The 11,876-nt window shown below is 67.8% G+C and carries 9 protein-coding genes; 6 read left to right on the forward strand and 3 right to left on the reverse strand.

Annotated features, from left to right (window positions below):
- Positions 1-17: 17 nt before the first annotated feature.
- The 6 genes from rtcA to C7C56_RS00835 all read left to right on the forward strand — a co-directional run bounded on the left by rtcA (position 18) and on the right by C7C56_RS00835 (position 7,839).
- A complete protein-coding gene (rtcA, locus tag C7C56_RS00810; protein ID WP_219933083.1) occupies positions 18-1,037 on the forward strand; it encodes an RNA 3'-terminal phosphate cyclase in 1,020 nt (339 codons plus the stop codon).
- A gap of 307 nt (positions 1,038-1,344) precedes the next feature.
- On the forward strand, positions 1,345-2,553 hold the full coding sequence (locus tag C7C56_RS00815; RefSeq protein ID WP_106755607.1) for an RtcB family protein: 1,209 nt from the start codon (positions 1,345-1,347) through the stop codon (positions 2,551-2,553).
- A 3-nt stretch (positions 2,554-2,556) separates the two neighbouring features.
- Positions 2,557-2,739: a hypothetical protein gene (locus C7C56_RS00820; RefSeq protein ID WP_106755608.1), complete on the forward strand. Its 183-nt coding sequence runs from the start codon at positions 2,557-2,559 to the stop codon at positions 2,737-2,739.
- Complete coding sequence (locus C7C56_RS00825; protein ID WP_106755609.1) at positions 2,732-3,058, forward strand: low molecular weight protein tyrosine phosphatase family protein; 327 nt, start codon at positions 2,732-2,734, stop codon at positions 3,056-3,058. Before C7C56_RS00820 ends, C7C56_RS00825 begins: the two co-directional genes overlap by 8 nt.
- A 348-nt stretch (positions 3,059-3,406) precedes the next feature.
- The gene (locus C7C56_RS00830) at positions 3,407-7,591 is read left to right on the forward strand and encodes a hypothetical protein (protein WP_106755610.1); all 4,185 of its coding nucleotides are present in this window, start codon (positions 3,407-3,409) and stop codon (positions 7,589-7,591) included.
- Positions 7,592-7,593: 2 nt separating this feature from the next.
- A complete protein-coding gene (locus C7C56_RS00835) occupies positions 7,594-7,839 on the forward strand; it encodes a DUF1272 domain-containing protein (protein ID WP_106755611.1) in 246 nt (81 codons plus the stop codon).
- Positions 7,840-8,232: 393 nt separating this feature from the next.
- On the opposite strand, the gene C7C56_RS00840 is transcribed toward C7C56_RS00835, so the two are convergent.
- The 3 genes from C7C56_RS00840 to C7C56_RS00850 form a co-directional block, all read right to left on the reverse strand.
- Complete coding sequence (locus C7C56_RS00840; RefSeq protein WP_106755612.1) at positions 8,233-11,040, reverse strand: hybrid sensor histidine kinase/response regulator; 2,808 nt, start codon at positions 11,038-11,040, stop codon at positions 8,233-8,235.
- An 84-nt stretch (positions 11,041-11,124) separates the two neighbouring features.
- Positions 11,125-11,496 (reverse strand): response regulator, encoded by a 372-nt coding sequence (locus C7C56_RS00845; protein WP_106755613.1) that lies wholly within the window; start codon positions 11,494-11,496, stop codon positions 11,125-11,127.
- An 11-nt stretch (positions 11,497-11,507) separates the two neighbouring features.
- The coding region (locus tag C7C56_RS00850; RefSeq protein WP_146204220.1) for an Hpt domain-containing protein at positions 11,508-11,876 on the reverse strand (369 nt) is incomplete at its 5' end.

Raw genomic sequence — 11,876 nt, forward strand, 5'->3', positions numbered from 1 at the left:
AGAATAATATGAAGAACATGATTGAATTAGACGGCGCCGTGGGCGAGGGCGGCGGCCAGATTTTGCGCACCGCGTTGACGTTATCGATGATTACCGGGCAGCCGTTCCGGATCGTAAATATCCGGGCCGGCCGCAGCAAGCCAGGATTGATGCGCCAGCATCTGGTGGCGGTGCAGGCCGCCGCAGAAATCTGCAACGCCAAGGTCGGCGCCGTCGCGGTCGGCGCGCAGACGCTCGAGTTCACGCCGGGCCCGATCAAGGGCGGCGATTACGCCTTCGCGATCGGCTCGGCGGGCAGCTGCACGCTGGTGCTGCAAACCATTTTTCCGGCCCTGCTGCATGCGCCGACGGCGTCGGTGGTGCGGGTCACCGGCGGCACCCACAATTCGATGGCGCCGCCGGCGCAATTTCTGCAGCGCGCCTATGGCCGGCTGTTGGAGCGCATGGGCGCCATGGTCGACATCGAGCTGCGCCGTTACGGTTTTTATCCGGCCGGCGGCGGCGAGCTGATCGCCCATGTCGAGCCGTGCGCGCAACTTAAACAGATCGACCTGCGCGAGCGCGGTGAGCGCGTCGACGGCTACGCCGAGTGCTTTGTCGCGGGCATTCCAGGCAGTGTCGCCAAGCGCGAGCTCGAATGCGTGGGCTTGGCGATGGGCTGGGACGAGGCGCAACTGCGCGTGCGCGGCCTGCCGAACGAGTACGGGCCGGGCAACGCCCTGCTGCTCACGCTCGAGTACGAACATGTGACCGAGGTGTTCTGCGCCTTCGGCGAAAAGGCGGTCCGCGCCGAGCAGGTGGCCAAGCGCGCCGTCGACGAGGCGCGCCGCTACATCGCCTCGGGCGCGGCGGTCGGCGAGCATCTGGCCGACCAGTTTATGCTGCCGATGGCGCTGGCCGGCGGCGGCAGCTTTACCACGGATTGCGTGTCGGATCATTCGAAGACCAACGCGGCCGTGATCGCTCGGTTCCTGCCGGTGCGGATCGATTTCGACGACTGCGGAAGCTTCAAAACCTGCACAGTCCGCACGGTGTAGTTTTTTTGCAAATGCGTCTTGACATGCAAAAAATTCTGGCCCAGACTCGCACCTCATTGATTTTCGACCAACCGATTTTTTAACTTAGAAGGGAACGACCATGCCACGTACGGCTATTTGCAGTCCACAAAACACATAGCCCCGCGCATGTCCGCTCGGGGCTTCGGCAAACATTGCCGAACCCGAGCCGGCCGTTCCGTTCAAGAACCCCGGTGAGGAGACTCGCCGGGGTTTTTGCTTTTCCGGGCCGGATATTTTGCGGCCCGCGCCAACGCCCCGGCATAACCATTTTTCGAGAGAAACCGTTATGCCAATCTACCAAACACTGCGCAAGGGCCTCGTCCCGGTGCACATTTTTACCGACGATATCGATCCGCACGCGCTCCAGCAACTGCTCAATATCGCCAACTTGCCGATCGTCCATCCGCACGTTGCGGCCATGCCCGACGTCCACCCCGGCGCCGGCGCCACCGTCGGCAGCGTCATTCCCACGCGGGGCGCGATCATCCCGGCCGCGGTCGGCGTCGATATCGGCTGCGGCATGAACGCGGTACGCACCACGCTGACGGCGAGCGATCTGCCCGACAGCCTGGCGGCGCTGCGCGGCGCGCTCGAAGCGTCGATCCCGGTCGGCTACGGGCAGCACGAGTGGAACAAGGTGCGCGGCTCGGCCCATGTGCGGGTCGGGCGCCCGCTCAACGACCGGCTCGACCGCATCGTGGCCAAGCACAAGGGCATCATGAAGATGCAGCACAAGTTCGCGCAAACCTGGATTTGCCAGCTCGGCACGCTCGGCGGCGGCAACCACTTCATCGAGGTCTGCATCGACCAGGAGCAGCGGGTCTGGATCATGCTCCATTCGGGTTCGCGCGGCATCGGCAATGTGATCGGGCGCTATTTCATCGCGGCCGCGCGGCGCGACATGGAGCGCAACAAGATGAACCTGCCGTACAAGGACCTGTCGTATTTCAGCGAGGGGGCGGTCTGGTTCGACGATTATGTGGAGGCGGTGGAATGGGCGCAGGACTACGCGCTCGTCAACCGCAGCGAGATGATGCGGCGCGCGCTCGCGGTGCTGGCCGTGTATGCGCCGCCGTTCAAGCTAGACGGCGAGGCGATCAACTGCCACCACAACTACGTGGCGCGCGAGAGCCACAACAACGAGCACCTGTTCGTCACGCGCAAGGGGGCGATTTCGGCGCGTGCCGGCGAAATGGGGATCATCCCGGGCAGCATGGGCGCGAAGAGCTTCATCGTGCGCGGCAAGGGCAATCCCGATTCGTTCTGCTCGTGTTCGCACGGGGCGGGGCGGCGCATGAGCCGCGGCGAGGCCAAGGAAACGTTCGACCAGTTCGACCTGGCCGAGCAGACGCAGGGCATCGAGTGCCGCAAGGACGGCGGGATCGTCGACGAGATCCCGGCTGCCTACAAGGATATCGACAAGGTCATGGCCAACCAGGCCGACCTTGTCGAAGTGGTGCACACCCTGCGCCAGGTCATTTGCGTGAAAGGATAAGACATGAAAACCAAGCCAGTACTCAAAGTGCCAAAGCCGCGCAACCCCTTGGCGGTCTTGGCCAAGTCGCGCCGCGCCGGCGCGCACGAAGGCGACGAGCCCGCGCGCCGCGCGCGCCGGCTCGAAAAACACCAGCTCCACGTGCTGCTTTCGGGCCGCAAAAAGGAGGGACGCGACGATGAATAAAAATGCGCTGTTTATCTGCAGCCAAAACCGCCTGCGCAGCCCGACGGCCGAACAGGTCTTTGCCAGCTGGCCCGGCGTCGAGACCGACTCGGCCGGGCTCGGCGGCGACGCCTCGGTGCCGCTCGGCCCCGAGCAAATCGCCTGGGCCGACATCATCTTCGTGATGGAAAATGCGCACCGCAGCCGGCTCGCGGCGCGCTTCAAGAAGCACCTCAACGGCAAACGCGTAGTGTGCCTCGACATACCGGACGACTACGCATACATGCAGCCCGAACTGGTGGCCGTGCTTGAGGCGAGGGTGGGGCGCTTCCTGCGCTGACAGCGCCTTCATTCTGGCCAGAGCCTGTCGCCCTTTGGTGGAAATAGAAGTCGGATCGATCGCATTCCGGTGCCGCGAGCGAAACCGGGGTCAAAGTTTTTTTTCGCGGGTTCATGCGAAAATTACTTTGACCCCGCTTTCGCGGGCCGAAGTCAGCGGCGTTTAAGGGCTGGCTCAGAAGCTCACTTGGTTCGCTTCATCGTCGACCCCATCGACCAATTGAACCTGCCCAGTTCGACGAAGGTCTTGTCTCAAAGCACTTGTGAATTACCAGGAGGTAGCATATATTAGTTCCATTGATGTGATATTGAACTTTTAACGCTAGTTCCACTCTCCAATGGACCGCATATGATCAAGGTTTGGCCTCGCGCCCTCGCTGGCAACATACTCGCATCCGCACTCGGCCTGCTCCTTGCCGCGAGCGCCGCCGCCGGCCCGCTGACCAAGGACGAAACGCCGGCGCCCCTGCGTCCATGGACCGAATGGGTGCTGCACGAAAACACCGACCGTGCATGCCCGTACTTCTACAACGACAGCGAGACGCGCCGCTGCAGCTGGCCGGCCAGCATCGAACTCGTGCTCGACGCCAAGGGCGGCAGCTTCGAGCAAACGATCCAGGTCTACAAACCGCTGTGGGTCGCCTTGCCCGGCAACGCCGAATTCTGGCCGCTCGAGGTCAAGATCGGCGGCAAGGCCGCCGTGGTGACGGCCAAGTCGGACATGCCCGGCGTCACGCTGCCGATCGGCGCGCATCGGGTCACGGGCAGTTTCCGCTGGGCCGAGATGCCCGAAACGCTGCAACTGCCCGTCGACACCGCGCTCGTGGCGCTGCGCCTCGACGATCGCGTGGTGGCCGCGCCCAAGCTGGCCGATGGCGGCCAGTTGTGGCTGCAAAGCCGCGCCCAGGACAGCGCCGTCGCCACCGACCGGCTCGAGATGCGCGTTAGCCGCAAGCTGAGCGACAACATCCCGTTCGTCGTCACGACCGAGCTGCGGTTGACGGTCTCGGGCAAGAACCGCGAGGTGCTGATCCCGACCCTGCTGCTGCCCGGGACGGTCCCCGCCGCGCTCACCAGCGAGCTGCCGGCCCGCATCGAACCGGACGGTTCGCTGCGCATCCAGCTGCGCCCGGGTGACTGGAGCGTCTCGCTCGAGGCGCGCCACCTGAAGGCGCCGGCCGCGCTGACCCTGCCGGCGGGCGCGCAACCGCTGGTGGCCGAGGAGGTGTGGGTGTTCGAGGCGCACAACCAGTTGCGCGTGGTCAGCCCGCAGGGTTCGACCCCGATCGACGCCAAGCAGGCGGTGCTGCCCGACGAATGGAAGCATTTGCCGGCGTTCCGGATCAAACCGGGCGAGAGCCTCAAGCTGGTCGAGAGCAAACGCGGCAACCCCGACCCGGGGCCCGACCAGCTCGGGCTGCGGCGCACGATCTGGCTCGACTTCGACGGCGGCGGCTACACGATGCACGACGACATCACCGGCAACCTGAGCCGTTCGTGGCGGCTCGAAATGGCCAATCCGGGCGTGCTGGGCCGCGTCACGATCGACAACGAAGACCAGTTCATCACGCGCCAGGCGGCCGACCCCGGGGTCGAACTGCGGACCGGCAAAGCCAACATCGGCGCCGACAGCCGCATCGAATCGGGCACGCGCGCTTTCAGCGCCACCGGCTGGCGCCAGGATTTCCAGACCGTGTCGGCGCAATTGCACCTTCCGCCCGGCTGGCGCCTGTTCGCCGCCAGCGGCACCGACGCCACGAACGGCTCGTGGGTGTCCAAGTGGACGCTGCTCGATATGTTCGTGGTGCTCATCATCGGCCTCGCCTTCGGAAAACTGTGGAGCCCCGGCTGGGGCCTGGCCGCCTTGCTCACGCTGGCGCTGATCTACCACGAGCCGAACGCGCCGCGCTGGATCTGGCTTGCCGTGCTGGCAGGCGTGGCGCTGCTCAAGGTGCTGCCGCTGACGGGCAGGGCGTGGCAGGCGGTCCGGCTCTACCGCGCGCTGGCGCTGCTGGCGCTGGCGCTGTGGATGCTGCCGTTTAGCGTGACGCAGATCCGCCAGGCGCTCTATCCGGTGCTCGAGATCCCGGCCGAGACGAGCCATGGGATGACGGGGAGGAGCAGACAGTCGCTCGACGAGGCTGCCGAAGCGGCGCCGGCCGCCGCCGATGGTGAAACGCAGGCAATCATTGTTGAGGAAAAGATTGCACAGTTGTCGGACGCGCCGGTCGCGATGATGGCGCCGCCCCCGCTGCCGCCGAAAGATTCCTCGTCCTACGTCCGCGCCGAAAGCGGCCTCGATAAACTTGACCCGAACGCGATCGTCCAGACCGGCCCCGGCCTGCCACGCTGGAGCTGGCGCAGCTATGAGCTGGTCTGGAACGGGCCGGTCGAGCAGGACGCCCAACTGCGCTTGTGGCTGCTGCCGCCCGCGCTGGTGGCCTTCCTGTGCCTGCTGCGCGTGCTGTTGCTGGCGCTGTTGTTCGGGCGCCTGATGGAGCGTCCCCTGGCATGGCCGCGCCTCAAGCGCGCGCCGTCCGCGGCGGCGGCGTTGCTGGCCGTGCTGCTGGCCGCGCCGCTGCTGGCGCCGCCCGATGCGCATGCGTCCGAACCGGTGGCCGAATCCGCCGACAAAGCGCCCCCGGCCGACATGCTCGAGGAGCTCAAACGGCGCCTGCTGCTGCCTGCCGATTGCCAGCCCAACTGCGTCGAGCTAAGCCGCATGCAGATCCAGGCCAGGGGCGCCAGCCTGCAGCTGCGGCTCGAGGTGCATGCGCTCGACCACGCCGCCGTCAACCTGCCCGGCGCGGTCGGCCAGTGGCAGGCGCAGACCGTTCTGCTCGACGGCAAACCGGCCAGCGCGATGGTGCGCGACGACACCGGCACCATGTGGCTGGCGCTGCCGCCGGGGGTGCACGAGATCGTGATGCAAGGTGACATCGGCGCGCTCGAGAACGTGCTGCTGCCGCTGCACATGAAGCCGCGCCGCGTCGACACCAGCCTCGAAGGCTGGACCGTGAGCGGGCTGCGCGAGAACGGCCGCGCCGACGCCAACGTGCAGCTGACCCGCACCGTGCAAAACACGCAGGCCGGCAAGGGCGCCGCCGCGGTCGACTTCCCGCCGTTCGTGCGCGTCACGCGCACCATCACGCTCGGCCTGCGCTGGACCGTGCACACGGTCGTCGAGCGCATCGCGCCGGCCAACGGTCCGATCCAGGTCGAGGTGGCGCTGCTGCCGGGCGAATCGCTCACCAGCAGCGAGCCGCGCATCGTCGACGGCAAGGCCATGGTCAGCCTCAGCCCGCAGTCCGGCTCGGTCAGCTGGCAAAGCAGCCTCAAGGAGCGCCCGGTGCTCGCGCTCAAGGCCGCCGCCGGGGCCAACCAGATCGAATTGTGGCGCCTCGACGCGGGCAAGCAATGGCACGTCGTGCCAACCGGGGTGCCGGCGATCGAACACCAGGACGGCTCGGCGCGCTGGATGCCGCTGTGGCGCCCGTGGCCCGGTGAGCAGGTCACGCTGGCCATCTCCAAACCGCTCGGCGTGGCGGGCCAGACCCTGACCATGGACGAGAGCACGATGACGGTCACCCCGGGCGAGCGCTCGAGCAGCGTGGCGCTGAGGATATCGCTGCGCGCCAGCCGCGGCGGGCTGCACCCGCTCACCCTGCCCGAAAACGCGATCCTCGAAAAGGTCAGCGTCGGCGACACCGAACTGCCGCTGCGCCTCGACGGGCGCATCCTGCGGGTGCCGCTGCAAAGCGGCGAGCAGGAGGTGCGGATCGACTGGCGCCAGCCGGGCGGCGTCTCGACCTTCTACCGCACCCCCGAGGTCGACCCCGGCCTGGCCTCGGTCAACGCCACGATCATGGTGCATATGCCGCAGGACCGCTGGACCATGCTGCTGGGCGGACCGCGCATGGGGCCTGCCGTGCTGCTGTGGGGGCTGGTGCTGGTCATCGGCATGGTGGCGCTGGCGCTGGGCCGCTCGACGCTGACCCCGCTCAAGAGCTGGCACTGGTTCCTGCTCGGACTGGGCCTGACCCAGGTCGAGTACCCGCTCGCCATCGTTATCGTCGGCTGGCTGCTGGCGCTTGGCTACCGCAGGCAGTACGGCGCGCTGCTCGGCGACCGCCGCTTCAAGCTGGCCCAGGTCCTGCTGGTGGTGTGGACGCTGGCGGCGCTGGCCGGCTTGTTCGTCGCGCTCACGCAGACGCTGATCGGCTTCCCCAACATGCAGGTGGCGGGCAACCTGTCCGACCGGGACGCCTACCGCTGGTTCGCCGACCGCATGGCGGACCAGCTGCCGCAGGCGTGGATCATCTCGCTGCCGCTGCTCGCGTACCGCCTGCTGATGCTGTTGTGGTGTTTGTGGCTCGCCTACGCCTTGCTCAGCTGGCTCAAGTGGGGCTGGTCGTGCTTCAGCGAGCAGGGCTACTGGCGCGCGCCCAAGCCGAAGCCTATTAAGGGCGACACACCGGAGGATCTGGCAACGGCCGAAGAATCCACGGGCGCGCCCACACCTGTCAAGGAATGACGATGCTGCAGATGCGACCCGGCTGTGAATGCTGCGACAAGGACCTGCCCGCCGACGCCGGCGGGGCCTGGATATGTTCGTTCGAATGCACGTTTTGCGGCGACTGCGTCGAGACGCGGCTGGCGTGGCGCTGCCCCAATTGCGGCGGCGCGTTTTCGGCGCGCCCGATGCGTGTCGGCGGCGCGCTCGAACGCAATCCGGCGCAGCTTGAACGGGTGTTCAAGCCGGGCGGCTGCGCGCCGAACTAGCAGTGTGCCGGCCTTTGGTCCGCGATCGAAGTCGGATCGATCGCATTCTGGTGCTGCGAGCGAAACCGGGGTCAGAGTTTTTTTTCGCGGCTTCATGCGAAAATTACTCTGACCCCGCTTTCGCGGGCCGAAGTCAGCGGCGTTTTTCATACCGCGACCAGCACCATCCCGACTGGCGCGAATGCCACAGGGAACTGGCACCATTGCCCCCAAACGCTACCGCCGTGCAGACCATGGCGCACAGGATCAATATTAGCCGCAGACTTCGGCCCGCGAAAGCGGGGTCAGAGTAATTTTCGCATGAAGCCGCGAAAAAAACTCTGACCCCGGTTTCGCTTGGTCGCCTGAATGCGAGCGATCCGACTTCGATTTCCGAACAAAGGCCGACAGCCGCTAGTCTTTGTCCGCCCGCGGCGGCGGCAGGCAGGCCAGCGCCGCCACGTAGTCGAGCGCGTTGACCGCCAAGGTCGCTTCGCCGATCCAGGCCGGCTCGGCGCCGGCCGTCAGGGCCCGCATCTGCGCCAGCAGTTGTTCGGCGCGCGTGTCGTTGAAGGCGAGGTGGTGGGCCAGCGGCGCCAGCAGCGCCTCGACGCCGGCGCTGTCCGCATCCGCCCCATCCGCCGCGTGCGGCGGGGCCACCGCCGCCGCCGACGACGGCGCGCGTTCGAGCGCGGACAGTGAGCCGTTGACGACCGCCAGCGCGCGGCCGAACTCCGCCAGCAGCGCCGGCAATGCGCCCTCGGCCTCGTCGGCGAGCGCGCCTTCGAGCCTGGCCACCACCGCGCACAGCTCGTCGGCCCCAAGGTTGGCCGCCACCCCGCGCAGGGTGTGCAAAAGCATGGCGGCGCTGCCGTATTGGCCGTCCTGGCACAGCATCCCGAGTTGCGCGGCGGTGTCGGTGTAGCGCAGGTGGAACTGGACCAGCAGGTCGTGGTACAGGCCCTCGTTGCCGCGGCAGCGCAGCGGGCCGCCCGCCATGTCGATGCCGTCCAGCCGCGCCGGCAGCAGCGCCGCGCCCACCGATGCGGCGCGCGCGCTATCGGCGCCCCCGCCCGCGGCCGCGGCCGCGGGCTTGTCGCGCCCGATCCAGCGCGCCAGCGTCGCCAGCATCAGCTCCGGGTTGATCGGTTTGGTCAGGTAGTCGTTCATGCCGGCCTCGTGGCAGCGCTGGCGCTCGCCGGGCAGCACGTGGGCCGACAGGCCGATGATCGGCAGCGCCGCCGCGTCGTGCGCCGCGCGGATACGCGCGGTCGCCTGGACCCCGTCGAGGCGCGGCATCTGGACGTCCATCAGCACCGCGTCGAAGCGTTCGCCGCCGTGCAGGGCGCTGTGCACCGCCTGTTCGCCGTCGCCCACCATGGTGCAGCGCCCGCCCGCGCTCTCGAGCAGCTCGCGCACCACCATCTGGTTGATCTCGTTGTCCTCGGCCACCAGCAGGTGCGCGCCGTCGATCCGGCAGGCCTGCGCCGCCGGCGCTGGCAGGTGCGCCGGCGGGTTCAGGTCGAGCGCGAGGAACAGGTTTTCGCGCAGCGCGAGCGGGCTGACCGGCACCCGCATCAGGTGCACCGCGCCGTGCATGCCGGTCGCGCCGTCCTTGGCGTCGCCCTCGGGCAGCAGGATCAGGTGCGCCGCGCCGGGCGTGGAAAAATAGTCGCCGGCGCCCTGCACCTGCAGCGCCAGCGGCTGGTCGAGCAGCACCGCCGCGTACCTGTGCTCGCGCAGGCGCGCGTTGGCCGCGTGCACGTCGGCCGCCACGTCGACCCGCGCGCCCCACGCACCTAGCATGCGCACCAGCGCCTCGCGCTGGGACTGGCGCGCCACGCCGAGCAACAGGCGCTTGCCGGCCAGCTCGGGCGCGAGCCGGTCGTGCGCCTGCGCTTCGGGCGCCGCGCCCAGCCGCACCGTGAAGGCGAACACGCTGCCTTCGCCGGGCACGCTGTCGAGCCGGATCGCGCCGCCCATCGCCACCACCAACTGTTTGCAGATGGCCAGCCCGAGGCCGGTGCCGCCGAACCTGCGTCCGGTCGAGCGCTCGGCCTGGTTGTAGGGCGCGAACAGGTGGCGCGCGTGCACCATGTCGATGCCGATGCCGGTGTCGCGCAGCGTGAACGAGAGGCAGACCTGGTCCCCGCCATTCTGGTCCCCGCCGTTCTGGTCCCCGCCGTTCTGGTCATCTCCGTCCCGCGCTCCGCCGGCGCCGGGCCGGGGCGCCGCCTCGAGCGCCACCATGAGCACCACCTCGCCGCGCTCGGTGAACTTGACCGCGTTGTTGATCAGGTTGAGCAGGACTTGGCCGAGCCGCAGCGGGTCGCCCAGCAGCCGCTGCGGCACCTCGGGCGCGACGTCGTACACCAGCGCCAGGCCCTTGGCCTGGGCCGGCAGCGCGGTCACCGTGGCCACGTGCTCGAGCACGTCAGAGAGCGAAAACTCGGTGCGCTCGAGGCTCACCTTGCCCGCCTCGACCTTCGAGAAGTCGAGGATGTCGTTGATGATGCCGAGCAGGGCGTTGGCCGCGTCCTGGACCTTGGTCAGGTAGTCGCGCTGGCGCGCCGTCATGTCGGTCTGCAGCGCCAGGTGGTTCAGGCCGATCACCGCGTTCATCGGGGTGCGGATCTCGTGGCTCATGTTGGCCAAAAATTCGCTCTTGAAGCGGGTCGCGGTCTCGGCCAGCTCCTTTTGCGCCAGCAGTTCGTGGTACAGGCCGTTGGTGACGATCGAGAAGATGTTGGCGAACATGAGCATCAGGCCGAGCGTGACCGCCACCCGCACCGCCATCGGCGCGCCCATCACCTGCCACGCCGCCAGCGGCACCATGACCACCACGATGGTGTTGACCACGTTGGCCGTGCGCAGCGACAGCATGAAATGGAAGATCAGCATGGCCGGATAGGCCCACAGGATGCCGGGCCAGCCCTGGGTCCGCACCGCCAGCACCAGCGCCATCATGGCCGGCACGAAGATGATCACCGGCGGCAGCGACGAGCGCTTGTTGAAGTAGATGCCCAGCGCGTTGGCGATCAACAGGGCCGAGACGGCGCCGGTGGCGACGCCGAGCGCCGGGCGCCCCTGCAAAAAATGGTTGACCGCGAACGGCAGCAGGCCGAGGCCGACCGCGATGGCCAGGCCGTACGAGATCCCGGCGCGGTACTTGGCGATGAGCGCCGACTCGTGCATCGCGTTGTTGTGCTTGCTGTTCATCATGCTGCGCCCCCCTCCAAAGACGGAACCCGGCCGCGGCGCCGCCCGGCACCGGCCGGTGTGGCGCCGCGCCCGCTTCCCGCGCGCCTAGTCGCCGAGCACGGACTTGATCTTGGCCAGCGTCTCCTCGATCGGCGCGTGCTTGGACATGCCGGGGCGCCCGCCCAGTTGCCCGTTGCGCTCGCTCGCCTCGGTCACCGACACCAGCGACGTCAGATAGATCAGCGGGATGGCGCGCGTGTCGGGGTCCTCCGACAGCGCGCGCGAGACGTCGCCGCCGTCCATCTCGGGCATGTCGATGTCGCACAGGATCAAATCGGGCCGCTCGGCGCGCGCCATGCGCACCACGCCCCTGGGCTCGTTGATGACCACCACGTCGTAGGTCTTGTTCAATTTCAGGCTCAGGTAGTCGGTGACGGCGTGGTCGTCGTCGACCATCAAAATTTTCTTCTTGGTCACGGCAGTTCCTCTCAAGGGGTGGGTGTTTGATCCGTCGCGTTCAGATCGACAAAGCGAATCGTGACATTTCTAAGGTGCAAGCGCAAGCGCGCCAGTTGTTCCTGCAGCGCGGCGCTGTCGACCTGGGCGACGTCGTGCTCGATCTGCTGGCAGTGCTTGCCGGCCCAGCGGAAGCCGTACAGCGCGAAACTGCCGGCCAGCCGGTGCGCCAGCTGGCGCACCTCGGCCACGTCGTTCATCGCGCAAGAGAGCGTCATCGAGTCGATGACCTCGCGGCGCGACTGCAAAAACGCGGGCAGGGCGTCGCGCAGGTCGACGTCGACCCGCACCTCGTCGTCGATCTGGTAGGCCTGCGCGGGCGCGGCCGGCGCGGCGGCGGC

This window comes from Massilia glaciei, from assembly GCF_003011895.2.
Lineage (GTDB): Bacteria > Pseudomonadota > Gammaproteobacteria > Burkholderiales > Burkholderiaceae_D > Telluria_A > Telluria_A glaciei.

Coding starts and splice junctions, on each gene's coding strand:
- C7C56_RS00820 (WP_106755608.1), top strand. CDS start 2,557: ATGAAAACCAAGCCAGTACTCAAAGTGCCAAAGCCGCGCAACCCCTTG.
- C7C56_RS00840 (WP_106755612.1), bottom strand. CDS start 11,040: ATGATGAACAGCAAGCACAACAACGCGATGCACGAGTCGGCGCTCATC.
- rtcA (WP_219933083.1), top strand. CDS start 18: ATGATTGAATTAGACGGCGCCGTGGGCGAGGGCGGCGGCCAGATTTTG.
- C7C56_RS00825 (WP_106755609.1), top strand. CDS start 2,732: ATGAATAAAAATGCGCTGTTTATCTGCAGCCAAAACCGCCTGCGCAGC.
- C7C56_RS00815 (WP_106755607.1), top strand. CDS start 1,345: ATGCCAATCTACCAAACACTGCGCAAGGGCCTCGTCCCGGTGCACATT.
- C7C56_RS00835 (WP_106755611.1), top strand. CDS start 7,594: ATGCTGCAGATGCGACCCGGCTGTGAATGCTGCGACAAGGACCTGCCC.
- C7C56_RS00830 (WP_106755610.1), top strand. CDS start 3,407: ATGATCAAGGTTTGGCCTCGCGCCCTCGCTGGCAACATACTCGCATCC.